The organism is Oceaniradius stylonematis, assembly GCF_003149475.2.
Taxonomy (GTDB): domain Bacteria; phylum Pseudomonadota; class Alphaproteobacteria; order Rhizobiales; family Rhizobiaceae; genus Roseitalea; species Roseitalea stylonematis.
Genome location: NZ_QFWV02000009.1, coordinates 143,186 through 156,361 on the forward strand (window position 1 = coordinate 143,186; position 13,176 = coordinate 156,361).

General features: G+C 64.6%; 15 protein-coding genes. 4 read left to right on the top strand and 11 right to left on the bottom strand.

Annotated features, from left to right (window positions below):
- Positions 1-8 precede the first annotated feature (8 nt).
- A complete protein-coding gene (locus tag DEM25_RS16955) occupies positions 9-1,085 on the top strand; it encodes a ferredoxin--NADP reductase (RefSeq protein WP_109767666.1) in 1,077 nt (358 codons plus the stop codon).
- 27 nt (positions 1,086-1,112) lie between these two features.
- A complete protein-coding gene (gene paaZ / locus DEM25_RS16960; protein ID WP_109767665.1) occupies positions 1,113-3,185 on the top strand; it encodes a phenylacetic acid degradation bifunctional protein PaaZ in 2,073 nt (690 codons plus the stop codon).
- Between the two features lie 6 nt (positions 3,186-3,191).
- Here the strand turns inward: paaZ and DEM25_RS16965 are convergent, their stop codons facing one another.
- From DEM25_RS16965 to paaG, 6 genes are read right to left on the bottom strand one after another with little or no spacing between them, the layout of a single operon-like run.
- Entirely contained in the window at positions 3,192-3,611 is a 420-nt protein-coding gene (locus DEM25_RS16965; protein WP_109767664.1) for a type II toxin-antitoxin system VapC family toxin, read from the bottom strand.
- The gene (locus DEM25_RS16970; RefSeq protein ID WP_109767663.1) at positions 3,608-3,847 is read right to left on the bottom strand and encodes a FitA-like ribbon-helix-helix domain-containing protein; all 240 of its coding nucleotides are present in this window, start codon (positions 3,845-3,847) and stop codon (positions 3,608-3,610) included. Before DEM25_RS16970 ends, DEM25_RS16965 begins: the two co-directional genes overlap by 4 nt.
- 58 nt (positions 3,848-3,905) lie before the next feature.
- Positions 3,906-4,508, bottom strand: a complete 603-nt coding sequence (locus DEM25_RS16975; RefSeq protein WP_109767662.1) for a TetR/AcrR family transcriptional regulator — start codon at positions 4,506-4,508, stop codon at positions 3,906-3,908.
- Positions 4,509-4,521: 13 nt separating this feature from the next.
- On the bottom strand, positions 4,522-5,832 hold the full coding sequence (gene paaK, locus DEM25_RS16980) for a phenylacetate--CoA ligase PaaK (RefSeq protein ID WP_109767661.1): 1,311 nt from the start codon (positions 5,830-5,832) through the stop codon (positions 4,522-4,524).
- A gap of 8 nt (positions 5,833-5,840) precedes the next feature.
- Positions 5,841-6,272, bottom strand: a complete 432-nt coding sequence (gene paaI / locus DEM25_RS16985; protein WP_196780429.1) for a hydroxyphenylacetyl-CoA thioesterase PaaI — start codon at positions 6,270-6,272, stop codon at positions 5,841-5,843.
- Complete coding sequence (paaG, locus tag DEM25_RS16990) at positions 6,269-7,063, bottom strand: 2-(1,2-epoxy-1,2-dihydrophenyl)acetyl-CoA isomerase PaaG (protein WP_109767660.1); 795 nt, start codon at positions 7,061-7,063, stop codon at positions 6,269-6,271. Before paaG ends, paaI begins: the two co-directional genes overlap by 4 nt.
- Before the next feature lie 151 nt (positions 7,064-7,214).
- On the opposite strand from paaG, the gene DEM25_RS16995 reads away from it, so the two are divergent.
- A complete protein-coding gene (locus DEM25_RS16995) occupies positions 7,215-8,279 on the top strand; it encodes a 3-carboxy-cis,cis-muconate cycloisomerase (RefSeq protein WP_109767722.1) in 1,065 nt (354 codons plus the stop codon).
- Here DEM25_RS16995 and DEM25_RS17000 read toward each other — a convergent pair whose 3' ends face one another.
- Genes DEM25_RS17000 through pobA form a run of 5 tightly spaced genes read right to left on the bottom strand, consistent with a single transcriptional unit; the run spans position 8,280 to position 12,092 of the window.
- Positions 8,280-9,122, bottom strand: a complete 843-nt coding sequence (locus DEM25_RS17000; RefSeq protein WP_109767659.1) for a 3-oxoadipate:acetyl-CoA acetyltransferase — start codon at positions 9,120-9,122, stop codon at positions 8,280-8,282.
- A gap of 6 nt (positions 9,123-9,128) precedes the next feature.
- Positions 9,129-9,746, bottom strand: a complete 618-nt coding sequence (pcaG, locus tag DEM25_RS17005) for a protocatechuate 3,4-dioxygenase subunit alpha (protein ID WP_109767658.1) — start codon at positions 9,744-9,746, stop codon at positions 9,129-9,131.
- Position 9,747: 1 nt separating this feature from the next.
- Entirely contained in the window at positions 9,748-10,488 is a 741-nt protein-coding gene (gene pcaH, locus DEM25_RS17010) for a protocatechuate 3,4-dioxygenase subunit beta (RefSeq protein ID WP_109767657.1), read from the bottom strand.
- A complete protein-coding gene (gene pcaC, locus DEM25_RS17015) occupies positions 10,485-10,889 on the bottom strand; it encodes a 4-carboxymuconolactone decarboxylase (RefSeq protein ID WP_109767656.1) in 405 nt (134 codons plus the stop codon). The genes pcaH and pcaC overlap by 4 nt, the downstream gene beginning before the upstream one ends.
- Positions 10,890-10,922: 33 nt before the next feature.
- Complete coding sequence (pobA, locus tag DEM25_RS17020) at positions 10,923-12,092, bottom strand: 4-hydroxybenzoate 3-monooxygenase (RefSeq protein ID WP_109767655.1); 1,170 nt, start codon at positions 12,090-12,092, stop codon at positions 10,923-10,925.
- 88 nt (positions 12,093-12,180) lie between these two features.
- Between pobA and pcaQ the strand changes: the two genes are divergently transcribed.
- The gene (pcaQ, locus tag DEM25_RS17025) at positions 12,181-13,095 is read left to right on the top strand and encodes a pca operon transcription factor PcaQ (protein ID WP_109767654.1); all 915 of its coding nucleotides are present in this window, start codon (positions 12,181-12,183) and stop codon (positions 13,093-13,095) included.
- The last annotated feature ends 81 nt before the right edge of the window (positions 13,096-13,176 follow it).

Below are 13,176 nucleotides of genomic sequence, written 5' to 3' on the forward strand. Positions count from 1 at the left end.
GCCGACCGATGGCGCAGTTTCATTCGCTCACTGTCACCGATGTGAACCACGACACGCGCGATGCGGTTGTCGTCACGCTCGCTCCCGGCGAAGCGGATCGTGAGGCGTTCGACTTCACGCAAGGCCAATATCTGACCTTCCGCCACGATTTCGACGGCACGGAGGTGCGCCGCTGCTATTCGATCTGCGCCGGCAAGGATGATGGGGTGCTGCGGGTCGGCATCAAGCGCGTCGATGGCGGCGCCTTCTCGTCCTGGGCAAAAGAGAACATCAAGCCCGGCGATGTGATGGAAGCCATGCCGCCGATGGGCAATTTCTTCGTGACGCTCGATCCCGATGCCGAGCGCCACTATCTTGGCTTTGCCGGCGGTTCGGGCATCACACCTGTCCTGTCGCTGCTCAAGACCGTCTTGGCGCGTGAGCCGAACGCGCGCTTCACGCTGGTCTATGCCAACCGCGCCGTGAACACGATCATGTTCCGCGAGGAGCTCGAAGACCTCAAGAACATCTATCTGGGCCGCTTCACGGTCCTGCATATCCTCGAAAACGATGCGCAGGAGATCGATCTGTTCACCGGCCGTGTCGATGCGGACAAGCTCGATGCGCTGTTTACGCACTGGATCGATGCGGCGTCGGTCGATTACGCCTTCATCTGCGGCCCCGAGCCGATGATGCTGACCATCGCCGAAGGGCTGAAGGCCCGCGGGCTGCCCGAAGACCGGATCAAGTTCGAACTGTTCAAGAGCGCCCAGCCGGGCCGGCTGCCGAAAAAGGCCAACGGCCATGCGGCGGGCAAAACCGGCGACAGCGTCAAGGCGACCCTGTTTCTTGAGGGCGTGACGCGCACGATCGAGGTGCCGAAGGATGGCACGACGCTGCTCGACGCCGCGCTCGATGCCGGGCTGAACGTGCCCTATGCGTGCAAGGCGGGCGTCTGTTCGACATGCATGTGCAAGATCACCGAGGGCGCCGGCGAGATGCTGTCGAACAATGCGCTCGAGGATCACGAGGTCCGCGACGGCTTTACGCTGAGCTGCCAGACGGTGCCGACGACGGACACGATCAGCGTCACCTACGACGTCTGACGACAAGAACCGATTGGGAGACATCCGATGAACGTTGCCACCGCGACGACGCGCCGGCTTGAAAGCTATGTGAAGGGCCAGTGGGTTGCCGGCAGCGGCGATGGCGCGCTGCTGACCGATGCGGGCACCGGCGAACCGGTGGCGGTGATCAGTTCGTCGGGCCTCGATTTCGCCGGCGCGCTCGCTTACGGGCGCGAAAAGGGCGGCCCCGCGCTGCGCGCGTTGAGCTTTCACGAGCGCGCGCTGATGCTCAAATCGATCGCGCTGATGCTCAATGGCGAGCGCGATGCGTTCTATGCCGAAAGCTATCGCACCGGGGCGACGAAGACGGATTCGATGATCGATATCGACGGCGGCATCGGCACCTTCTTCGTCTATTCTTCCAAGGGCCGGCGCGAACTGCCCAACACGCGGGTGCTGCTCGATGGCGATGTCGAGCCTCTGTCCAAGGACAATTCGTTCTCCGCGCAGCACATCATGACGCCGCTGCAAGGCATTGCCATCCACATCAACGCGTTCAATTTTCCCTGCTGGGGGATGCTGGAGAAGCTGGCGCCGACGCTGCTCGCGGGCATGCCGGCCATCGTCAAGCCGGCCAGCCAGACCGCCTATCTGACCGAACTGATGGTCAGGAAGATCGTCGACAGCGGCATCCTGCCCGATGGCGCGCTGCAACTGGTCAGCGGTTCGGCGGGCGACATGCTCGATCATGTGACAGGCCAGGATGTGGTCACCTTCACCGGTTCGGCCAGCACCGGCCGGATGCTGCGCACCCACAAGGCAATCGTCGGGAACTCGACGCGGTTTTCGATGGAGGCCGACAGCCTCAACTCATGCGTTCTGGGCGCCGACGCCGAACCGGGAACGCCGGAGTTCGACCTGTTCGTCAAGGAAGTGGCGCGCGAGATGACCGCCAAGGCGGGCCAGAAATGCACCGCCATCCGCCGCGCCTTCGTGCCGCGCGGCCAGGTCGATGCGGTGATCGAGGCGTTGCGCGCGCGGCTTTCAAAGACCGCCGTCGGCCTTCCGGCGGACGAGGGCACGCGCATGGGCGCGCTCGCCAGTCAGGACCAGCGTGAGGAAGTGCGCGCGCGCATCGCCGATCTGGCCGCCGATGGCGAGATCGTCGCGGGCGATCCGGACAATCCGGTGCTCGCCTCGGGCAATCCCGAGGCCGGCGCGTTCCTCAACCCGGTGCTGCTGCATTGCGCCGATCCGCACGGCGCCGAAAACGTTCACGATGTGGAAGCGTTCGGGCCGGTTGCGACCGTCATGCCGTATGACGATGCCGAAGAAGCGGTTGCGCTGACGCAAAAGGGCAAGGGCTCACTGGCCGCGTCAGTCTTCACCAATGACCCGGCTTTCGCCGAGCAGGTCGTGATTGGCATGGCGCCGTTCCATGGCCGCATCCTGATCGGCAACCGCGACAGCGCCAAATCGTCGACCGGCCATGGTTCGCCCATGCCGGGGCTTGTTCATGGCGGGCCGGGCCGCGCCGGCGGCGGCGAGGAACTGGGCGGCATTCGCGGCGTCAAGCACTTCATGCAGCGCACGGCCATTCAGGGCACGCCGCGCCTTCTGGCGCCGGTGACCGGTCGCTGGATGGAGGGCGCAGATGCGGGCGACACATCCGTCCACCCGTTCCGCAAGTCGCTGGCCGATCTGCAAATCGGCGATCAGGTGGTGACGAAACCGCGCGAGGTGACGCTCGCCGATATCGAGCATTTCGCCGATTTCACCGGTGACACGTTTTACGCGCATATGGACGATGACGCGGCCAAGGCGAACCCGTTCTTCGACGGACGGGTGGCACATGGCTATCTGATCGTCTCGTTCGCGGCGGGCCTGTTCGTCGATCCGGCGCCGGGGCCGGTGCTCGCCAATTACGGCGTCGACAATCTGCGCTTCATGACGCCGGTCTATCCGGGCGATGAGCTCAAGGTCCGTCTGACGGCCAAGGAGATCAACCCGCGCGCCACCGCCGACCATGGCGAGGTGCGCTGGGACGCGCAGGTGACCAACCAGGACGCCGATGTTGTCGCGCAGTATGACGTCTTGACCATGGTCGCCAAACAATGGCCACTGCCTGCGGAGGGGTGACGCGCCTCAGGCGGCCCATGGATCGGTAAACGCGACATCCATGGCCTCGAATGGGGCGGTGTCGCGGGATGCGACGATCATCCCTTTGGCGGCCGCTATGGCCGCGATCTGGCCGTCCGCGAAGCCGACACCCCGGCCAGCCTTGCGCGCGGCGGCCATGCGTTCGGAAAATTCAGCGGCGGCCGTCCGGTCGAAGGCCAGAATGCGGTCGCCGAAAACGCGGTCCTCGGTTTCTTCCAGCCTTGCCTTCAGTTCATTTTTCCGCCGCCCGTCGGGCAGGGCTGCAATGCCATAACCGAGTTCCGCGAGGCTGATTGTCGAAAGGTGCAGCGTCCGCAAATCCTGCGCATTCAGCCAGTCGACAACGCGCCTGTTCGCGCCGGGTCGCATCGCCTCCGAGACAACATTGGTGTCGAGAAGGATCATTCCAGGTTGGGCGGCTCATGCGGAGTGCGATCGCGCTTTATATCGACCCCGGTCAGGTCCGCTCCGGACCAGATATCGGCGATCATGTCGCCGGCCTTGGGCCGCTCGTCCCCATTCAGGCTTTTGGCAAGAATGGCGCGGGCTTCGGCCTCCGCACTGCGGCCATGGTCGCGCGCCTGCGCCTTGAGCGCGCGGTGCACCTCGTCGGGCAATTGGCGAATTATGATCTGGGCCATGGATGCCTCCAAACATGAAAACCCATGATATCAAAATGATATCGTGATATCAATACCGCTATGGCTTAACGCCGCCGACGCCGTCGAGGATGATGCGCGTTGCGATGCGCGCATAGTCCTCGCGGGTAACCGGGCCGTCTTCCTTGAACCAGGTGTAGACCCAGTTGAGCATACCGAAGAGGCTCATCGTCACCGGCGTCAGAAGATGGGTGCCGGGCTCGGCGAGCCTGGGGTTCAGCTCTTTCAAAACATTGGCAAAGCGGGCGACGATGCGCTTTTCGGTATCGCGCAGCTGCGCGCGCTGGGCCTCCGACAGCGCGCCGAAAGCGTTGAGCTGCACCTTGTGGGCATTGTCGGCGCCGCGATAGGTCTCCAGCACTGCGCGCACCAGCTTTTCGAGCCGGTCTCCGGGCGCGAGCGAAGGATCGTCGGCGGCAATCACCGCCTCGTCCAGATGGCTGATATGTGTGTTGACGATCGCAAAGATCAGCGCGTCCTTGGACGGATAATAGTGATAAAGCAAGGCCTTGGAGACGCCGCATTCGCGCGCGATCTGCGACATGGACGCTTTGTCCATGCCCAGTTCGGCAAAGACGGCGGCGGCACTGTCGAGAATATGTGCCTGCTTTTCGGCGAAATCGGCGGCGCGGGGACGGGCCATCGGGCCTCTCTTTCTAGCCCTTGGGCCGGTTGTCGACGACGCGTTTGGCCTTGCCTTCAGAGCGCGGGGCCGAACCCGGCTCGCCGACATTGATCTTGGCGGTCACGCCGATCACGGATTTGATGTGATGGGCAAGCTCGTCGGCGCTCGCCTTGCGCGCCTCCTCACTGGCCGCATTCTCCAGCGCTTCGAGATGCACGGTCATCGTGTCCATCCGGCCTTTGCGAGCCAGTTCGATCTGGAAGTGCGGCGCAAGGCCGGCGCATTTGAGGATCTGTTCCTCGACCTGGGTCGGGAAGATGTTGACGCCGCGCAGGATGATCATGTCGTCGGAGCGGCCGGTGATCTTGTCCATCCGGCGCATCGACCGCGCCGTGCCGGGCAGGAGCCTGGTCAGGTCGCGCGTGCGGTAGCGGATGATAGGCAGCCCCTCCTTGGTCAGCGTGGTGAAGACGAGTTCGCCCATCTCGCCGTCCGGCACCGGCTGGCCGGTCTCCGGGTCGATGATTTCGGGATAGAAATGGTCTTCCCAGATGTGCAGCCCGTCCTTGGTCTCGACGCACTCATTGGCAACGCCCGGACCCATCACTTCCGACAGGCCGTAAATGTCGACCGCGTGCATATCGAAGGCCTGTTCGATCTCGCCGCGCATGGCGTTCGTCCATGGCTCGGCACCGAAAATGCCGACCGCGAGCGACGAGGCGCGCGGATCTTTGCCCTGGCGGCGGAACTCGTCGAGGATCGACAGCATGTAGGAGGGCGTGACCATGATCACGCGGGGCTTGAAATCCTCGATCAGCATCACTTGCCGCTCGGTCATGCCGCCCGAGACGGGAATGACGGTGCAGCCGAGCCGCTCCGCGCCATAATGGGCGCCCAACCCGCCGGTGAACAGGCCATAGCCATAGGCCACATGCACCGGATCGCCCGGCCGCCCGCCGGATGCGCGGATCGAACGGGCCACCATGTCGGACCAGATGGAGATGTCCTTTTCCGTGTAGCCGACGACGGTCGGCTTGCCCGTCGTGCCCGAGGATGCGTGCAGGCGCACGATCTTCTCGCGCGGCACGGCAAACATGCCGAACGGGTAATTGTCGCGCAAATCCGCCTTGGTCGTGAAGGGGAACTTGGCCAGATCGGCGAGGGATTCCAGATCGTCCGGGTGGACGCCCGCTTCGTCGAAGCGCTTGCGGTAGAACGGTGCGTTCTCATAGGCATGGCGCAGCGACCATTTCATGCGCTCGAACTGAAGCGCAGCTATCTCGTCGCGCGATGCGGTTTCGATCGGCTCGAGATCGCCGGGCTTGGGGGAAAGGTCTTCCATGGTCTGTCTCAGATGTCTTCCAGAATTGTGCCGGGTATGGTGCGTGAATGGCCGCGGAATTCGCCGATCACGTCGCCGTCCTGATTGGTGACCGAAATGTCGTATATGCCGGACCGGCCGGTGCGCGAGACTTCGCGGCCGGTGGCGGTCAGCCGGTCGCCTTGCTTGCCGGGGCGGATGAAGGTGAGCGAAGTGTGCTGGGCGACCGTGCGCTGATTGTATCCGTTGCAGGCAAACGCGAACGCGCTGTCGGCGAGGGTGAAGATGTAACCGCCATGGCAGGTGCCGTGGCCATTGACCATTTGCGGGGTGATGGTCATCGCAACGGTCGCCTTGCCGGGCGCGACGTGCTCGATCTCCATGCCCAGATGCCGGCTGGCATTGTCGTCAGCCCACATGGCGTCGGCGCAGGCGCGGGCGAGTTCATCCGGCGTCATCATTGCCCCCGAAAGTCTGGTTTGCGCTTGTCGAGAAAGGCGGTGACGCCCTCGGCATAGTCGGCCGTGCGGCCGGCAACGCGCTGCGTGTCGCGCTCATGGTCGAGTTGGGCGTCGAAGCTGTTCGTGCTCGCCGCCTGGATCGACTGTTTCGTCAGGCCGAGGCCCCGTGTCGGGCCGGCGGCGAACTGGCGGGCGAGGGCGTTCGTCTCGTCCATCAGCGCGTCGTCATCGACCGCCTTCCAGATCAGGCCCCAGTCGGCGGCTTTCTCGGCGGGCAGCGGTTCGCCGGTCAGCGCCAGCCCCTTGGCGCGCGCTTCGCCTAGAAGCCGCGTCAGCATGAAGCTGCCGCCCGCGTCCGGCGTCAGGCCGATCTTGGCGAAGGCCTGGATGAATTTGGCGGATTTGCCGGCAAGCACGACGTCGCAGGCAAGCGCGATGTTGGCGCCCGCTCCAGCGGCCACGCCATTGACTGCGACGACAATCGGCTTCTCAAGCGACCGGATCAGCCGCAGTGTCGGGTTGTAGAAGGTTTCGAGCGTATGGCCGAGATCGGGCGGGCCGTCCATCGTGCGCGGGTCGCGATCGCCCAGATCCTGACCGGCGCAAAAAGCGCGGCCGGCGCCGGTCATCAGAACGCAGCGCACTTCGTCCTCGTCATGGGCGCGCTGGATCGCCGCGCGGAAGGCGCGATGCATGTCCTCGTTGAACGAATTGAGCTTGTCGGGCCGGTTGAGCGTGACGCGCAAAACGCTGTCATCAAGCTCGCAGAGCACGGTGGCGTCCTGCGCCATATGATCCCTCCCTTGCGCCCGGTCGGAACGCCAATCCAAGGCCGACAAAACCATAAACCGACCGGTCAGTCAATGAATTCGGTCGATGAATTTCCGGGATCGGCTGGCGGCGGGGCTTGCCCTTGAAGTCAAGCGCGCGGATATTCCCATCATGATTCAAGCAGCGACCGCATCTGTCTGGCATACATCGCTTTTCGGCGACGACGCGTTGGCGGCGCTGTTTTCGGAAAAGGCGTTACTCGAGCGCTTCGGCGCATTCGAGATGGCACTGACGCGGGCGCTTGGCGCCCATGGTCTGGTCGATGCGGGCATGGCCGACACAGCCATCGCGGCGATGCAATCATTCGAGCCCGACGTCAATGCGATCCGCCGGGCGATGCAAACCGACGGCGTGCCGGTTCCCGCCTATGTGAGGCAATTGAAAGCAGCCGCCGGCGATGCCGCCGGGGCGATCCATGTCGCCCCGACCAGCCAGGATCTGATCGACACGGCGACCGCCATGGCGCTGCGCGACGCAGGCACTCTGCTTGCCGGGCGTGTCGAAGCGGTTCTGTCGGCAATCGGCGCGCTGGATGCGCGTTTCGGCGGTGATGCGCTGACGGGCCGGACGCGCATGCAGGCGGCGTTGCCGATCAGCGTGGGCGACCGGCTGTCGGCGTGGTCGAAACCGGTCAGCGGCAGTCTCGACCGGCTCGCGCGCGTGCGCGACGATGCTGCGCAGTTGCAGTTCGGCGGACCGGTCGGGCTGGGCCCCGAAACGCTCGGCGAAGCCGGACCCGCGGTCGCCGGCGCGATGGCCGCTGAACTCGCGCTGCGCCTGCCGGCCCGGCCCTGGCACACGGATCGCAGCGCCTTTGTCGCCTTCGGCAACTGGCTGTCCATGGTCACCGGTGCGGTGGGCAAGATCGGCCAGGATGTGGCTCTCATGGCCCAGCAGGGAATCGACGAGATCGAACTGTCGTCCGGCGGCACAAGCTCGGCCATGCCGCACAAGCATAATCCCGTGGTTGCCGAAAAGCTGGTGACGCTCGCGCGCTACAACGCCGTCCAGATCGGCGGGTTGCATCAGGCGATGGTGCATGAACAGGAGCGTTCCGGCAGCGCCTGGATGCTGGAATGGATGATCCTGCCGCCGATGGTCGAGGCCACCGGACGGGCGCTGACCGATGCCGATGAACTGCTGCGGTCGGTGACGCGGATCGGTGCCGCCGTCTGATCAGGCCGCCTGGCGCAGGCCGAGCATCTGGCGGGCCTGCTGCCATGTGGCGACGGGGCGTTCGTGGCGCTCGCAGATCTCGACGACGCGGCTGACAAGCGCGGCGTTCGATGGCGCCAGCGTGTCCTTGTTGAGGCGCACATTGTCCTCAAGGCCCGTGCGGGCATGTCCGCCGGCCGCCACCGACCATTCATTGACGGTGATCTGGCCGGGGCCGATGCCTGCGGCACACCATTCGGCGTCGGGAACGAGGCGCTTGACCGTCTCGACGTAGAAGTCGAACACCGGCTTGTCGACCGGCATGGCGTTTTTGACGCCCATGACGAACTGGATGTAGGGCGTGTCGGGGATGCGGCCGTCGCGCCACATGGCGACCGCCTGGAAGATATGCGAGGCATCGAACGCCTCGATCTCGGGCTTGACGGCGTATTTGCGCATTTCCGCGGCGAGCCAGTCGACCAGATCGGGCGGGTTTTCGTAGACGCGGGTCGGAAAGTTGTTCGAGCCGACCGAAAGGGACGCCATGTCCGGCCGCAGCGGCAGCATGCCGCCGCGCTCGGTGCCGGCACCCGAGCGACCGCCGGTGGAAAACTGGATCACCATGCCGGGGCAGTGCTTTTCCAGCCCTTCCTTCAGCCGCGCGAACTTTTCGGGATCGGAGGTCGGCGTTTCGTCGGCGTTGCGGACATGGGCGTGGACGATCGATGCGCCCGCCTCGAAGGCTTCGTGGGTCGATTCGAGTTGCTCGTCGATCGTGACGGGAAGCGCCGGGTTGTTGGCTTTCGTCGGCACCGAGCCGGTGATGGCGACGCAGATGATGCAGGGCTTTGTCGTCTCGGTCATGAACCGTCACATATCGAAGAAAATCGTCTCGTTCTCGCCCTGGAGCCGAACGTCGAAGCGGTATAGGCCGTCTGCCGTCCTGGCCGCAAGGAGCGTCGGAACGCGGTGCTGGTGCTCGATCCGGGTCAGCACGGGGTCCTCGGAGTTGGCCTCGGCCTCGTCGTCGAAATAAAGCCGCGTGTGCAAGCCGATATTGATGCCGCGCGCGACGATCCACATCGAAATGTGCGGCGCCTGCAGGCGCCCGTCGCGCCATGGCACGCGACCGGGCTTGACCGTGTCGAAGCGATACTCGCCGGTCTGCAAATCCGCAGCGGCCCGGCCCCAGCCGGAGAATTCGGGGTCCGCCACGCCACGGGTTTCGCCGGGTGCGTTGAAGAGCCCGTCCGCGTCGGCCTGCCAGATTTCCAGGACCGCGTCCTTGAGCACGCCGCCCATGCCATCGGTGACCGTGCCCGTGACAGTGATTTCCTCGCCGCGCACGGCGCCGGTCTTCATCGTTGTGCCGAGATCGGTCTCGTAGACGCCATGGATGCCGGTGACGTTGGGGTTCATGCCGATATGGACGTAGGGGCCTGCGGTTTGCGAGGGGGTTTCCTTGAGGGTCGGATAGCGCCGGGTCATCTCAAAGGCCCTCCAGCCGGTTCTCGAACAGGGTCTGCCGCTTGCCACGCAAGACGATGTCGAAGCGCCAGGCGCGGGCGTCCATCGGCACGGTGCGGGTCATGTCGAGTTCCGCGATCAGGCTTTCGACGGCGTCCTTTTGCGGGATCGCCCCGACGATCGGGCAATGCGGGATCAACGGGTCGCCTTCGAAATACATCTGCGTGATCAGGCGCTGTGCGAAGGCCGTGCCAAAGAGCGAAAAGTGAATGTGGGCCGGCCGCCAATCGTTGCCGCCATTGGGCCATGGGTAGGCGCCGGGCTGGATGGTGCGAAACTCGTAAAAACCCTGTTCGTCGGTCAGCACGCGGCCGCAGCCGCCGAAATTGGGATCGAGCGGCGCCAGATAGCTTTCCTTCTTGTGGCGGTAGCGGCCGCCGGCATTGGCCTGCCAGACTTCCAGCAATGCGTTCGGGACGGGACGCCCCATCTCGTCGGTGACGCGCCCATGGACGATGATGCGCGGGCCGATGGCGCTCTCGCCGGGCTCGGCAAAATTGTGCACCAGGTCATGGTCCATGTCGCCCAGCATGGCGTGGCCGAATACGGGGCCGGTCTCCTCGCCAAGCGATGTGGGCAGCGACAGGAGCGGGGCGGAAGGCGCGCGCATGACCGAGGTCTTGTAGGGCGGATGGAGCGCCGGCGGATGCCATGCGCGGTCGCGCGCGGCGTAGCCCGCATGCGGTTCGGGCGTGTTTTTCATGTCACCGTCTCCTCCTGTTCCATCGCGCGATAGGTCTCCTTGGCGATCTTGATCGCGCGGTTGGCGCGCGGCACGCCTGCATAGACCGCAACATGCATGAAGGCTTCCATGACATCGGCCTTGCTGGCGCCGGTGCGCTTGCAGGCGCGCACATGCATGGCGATCTCGTCGAAATTGCCGGTCGCGGCGAGCAAGGCCAGCGTCAGGATGGACCGCTCGCGCAGCGAGATCGTGTCGCGCGCCCACAGATTGCCCCAGGCGGTCTCGGTGATCATGGTCTGGAAGGGCGCGTCGAACTCGGTCTTTTCGGCTTCGGCGCGGTCGACATGATCGTCGCCCAAGACGCGTCGGCGCATCTTCATGCCGTTCTGCAGGCGGTCCGTGTCCATGCGGTCGCTCATCATCGGGCTCCCATCGTCATCGTTGCACACCCATCAATAGGGCAGGCCGACATAGTTCTCGGCCATCGCCTTTTGCGCCGCCTTGCTGTCGCGCAGGAATTCCAGTTCGGCGACCTGCATCTTGTGGTCGAACTCGGACTGGTCGGGAAATCGGTGCATGAGCGACGAAAACCACCAGGAGAAGCGCTCGGCCTTCCAGATGCGTGCCAGCGCTCGGTTCGAATATCTGTCGAGCCCCTCTTCATCATTCAACTCGTAGAACTGCGTCAGCCCCCTGAACAGGTAATGGACGTCCGAGGCGGCCGTGTTGAGCCCCTTGGCGCCGGTCGGCGGCACGATGTGGGCGGCATCGCCGCACAGGAACAGCCGGCCCCAGCGCATCGGCTCGGTGACGAACGAGCGCAGCGGCGCAATCGACTTTTCGATCGAAGGGCCGGTGACCAGCCCCTCGGCGACATGGCTCGGGATGCGGCGCTTGAGCTCGGTCCAGAATTCGTCGTCCGACCAGTTCTCGACCTTGTCGTGCGCCGAACACTGCACATAATAGCGCGACAGGTTCTCGTTGCGCATCGAGCACAGCGCAAAGCCGCGTTCGGAGTTGGCGTAGATCAGCTCGTGGTTGACCGGCGGGGTCTCCGACAGGATGCCGAGCCAGCCGAACGGGTAGACCTTTTCATATTCACGCCGGGCTTCTTCGGGGATCGATCTGCGGCTGACGCCGTGAAAACCGTCACATCCGGCGATGAAATCGCAATCGATGCGCCGCTCCATGCCCTCGACCGTGTAGGTGACATGGGGGTTGTCGAGGTCGGCATCGTGGATGGCGACATTGCCGACATTGAACTCGACTGCGCCGCCGCTTGCCTCGCGGGCATCATAGAGATCGCGCGTGACCTCTGTCTGCCCGTAGACCATGACGGGCGTTCCGGTGTGCTCGACAAAATCGATACGGAACATCTCCTCGCCGTAGGAGATCAGCGTGCCGGCATGCTCGAAGCCTTCCTTGCGCATCCGGCGGCCGACACCGGCCTCCTCGAGCAGCCGCAGCAGCCCTTCCTCCAGAACGCCAGCGCGTATGCGCCCAAGGACATAGTCGCGCGTCTGGCGCTCCAGCACGATGGAATCGATGCCGCGCGTGCGAAGAAGCTGCGACAGCAACAGGCCCGAAGGGCCACCGCCAATGATGCAAACCTGTGTGCGCATGGGTGCCTCGTTTGGTGAACCACCATCTTGTTTGCACAAAATCGGTATGTAAAATCATATTTGGAGCTTTTTGAATAACGGAAACGGTATGAATTTGGAGAAACGCATCAAGCTTCGGCATCTCAAGACGTTTTGCGAGATCGCCAGGCTTGGCAGTTTCAAGAAGGCGGCGTCCGCCTTGCACGTCACCCAGCCGGCCATCTCGCGCACACTGGCCGAACTCGAACAAATGGTCGAGGCGACGCTGTTGGTCCGCGATCGCGGCGGTGTGGCACTGACGCCTGAAGGTGCGATCTTCCTGCAGTTCGCGCAGATGGGGCTCGACGCGATTCAGCAGGGGGTCAATCGCCTGAGCCGGTTGCGGTCGGGCGACGCCGGGCGGGTGCGGATCGGCGCGCTGCCCAGCGTTGCGGCGCGGCTGCTGCCCGATGCGATCCAGGCGTTCGCCGTTCTTTCGCCAGGCACGGCGGTGATGGTGGAGGAGGGGCCGCACGAGTTTCTCGTCAATCGCCTCAAGGCCGGCGAACTGGATCTGGTTGCCGGCCGGCTGGGGCCGCCGGAGACGATGGCCGGCCTGTCGTTCACCCAGCTCTATCTCGAACATGTGGTGTTGGCGGCGCGGCCCGGCCATCCGCTGGCCGGCTCGTCCGACCTGGCCGCCGTCGCCGACTATCCGGTCATCTATCCGGCGCCCAATTCGGCAATCCGTCCGCTGGTCGACCGGCTGATGATCGCCGGCGGGGTCAGCGATCCGCCGCGTGCGATCGAGTCGGTGTCCGGATCGTTCGGCCGCAGCCTCGTTCTGTCGTCCGACGCGGTCTGGATCATCTCCGCCGGCGTCGTGGCGCAGGACCTTGAAGCCGGCCGGCTGATCGGCCTGGAAGTCGACACGCAGATGACATCCGGCCCCGTCGGCATCATGGTGCGGGCCGACGAGCAGAGCCCGGTTTTGGTGCGTCTTTTCTCGCGCGCGATCGGCCAAGTGCTGGAGACGCGGACCTGAACGGCAAAAAAAGAGACCGCGCCGAGCGATGCCGGGCGCGGTCTGATGGGTGAAGCGGAGCCTTGCGGCTCCGCGTCGTCG

What these genes read in the sequence shown, in the direction of transcription:
- paaK (WP_109767661.1), bottom strand. Translation starts at nt 5,832, where the DNA reads ATGGAAGACCTTTCCCCCAAGCCCGGCGATCTCGAGCCGATCGAAACC.
- DEM25_RS16970 (WP_109767663.1), bottom strand. Translation starts at nt 3,847, where the DNA reads ATGGCCCAGATCATAATTCGCCAATTGCCCGACGAGGTGCACCGCGCG.
- DEM25_RS16965 (WP_109767664.1), bottom strand. Translation starts at nt 3,611, where the DNA reads ATGATCCTTCTCGACACCAATGTTGTCTCGGAGGCGATGCGACCCGGC.
- DEM25_RS16995 (WP_109767722.1), top strand. Translation starts at nt 7,215, where the DNA reads ATGATTCAAGCAGCGACCGCATCTGTCTGGCATACATCGCTTTTCGGC.
- DEM25_RS16975 (WP_109767662.1), bottom strand. Translation starts at nt 4,508, where the DNA reads ATGGCCCGTCCCCGCGCCGCCGATTTCGCCGAAAAGCAGGCACATATT.
- pcaH (WP_109767657.1), bottom strand. Translation starts at nt 10,488, where the DNA reads ATGAAAAACACGCCCGAACCGCATGCGGGCTACGCCGCGCGCGACCGC.
- DEM25_RS16955 (WP_109767666.1), top strand. Translation starts at nt 9, where the DNA reads ATGGCGCAGTTTCATTCGCTCACTGTCACCGATGTGAACCACGACACG.
- pobA (WP_109767655.1), bottom strand. Translation starts at nt 12,092, where the DNA reads ATGCGCACACAGGTTTGCATCATTGGCGGTGGCCCTTCGGGCCTGTTG.
- pcaC (WP_109767656.1), bottom strand. Translation starts at nt 10,889, where the DNA reads ATGAGCGACCGCATGGACACGGACCGCCTGCAGAACGGCATGAAGATG.
- pcaQ (WP_109767654.1), top strand. Translation starts at nt 12,181, where the DNA reads ATGAATTTGGAGAAACGCATCAAGCTTCGGCATCTCAAGACGTTTTGC.
- DEM25_RS17000 (WP_109767659.1), bottom strand. Translation starts at nt 9,122, where the DNA reads ATGACCGAGACGACAAAGCCCTGCATCATCTGCGTCGCCATCACCGGC.
- paaG (WP_109767660.1), bottom strand. Translation starts at nt 7,063, where the DNA reads ATGGCGCAGGACGCCACCGTGCTCTGCGAGCTTGATGACAGCGTTTTG.
- paaI (WP_196780429.1), bottom strand. Translation starts at nt 6,272, where the DNA reads ATGATGACGCCGGATGAACTCGCCCGCGCCTGCGCCGACGCCATGTGG.
- pcaG (WP_109767658.1), bottom strand. Translation starts at nt 9,746, where the DNA reads ATGACCCGGCGCTATCCGACCCTCAAGGAAACCCCCTCGCAAACCGCA.
- paaZ (WP_109767665.1), top strand. Translation starts at nt 1,113, where the DNA reads ATGAACGTTGCCACCGCGACGACGCGCCGGCTTGAAAGCTATGTGAAG.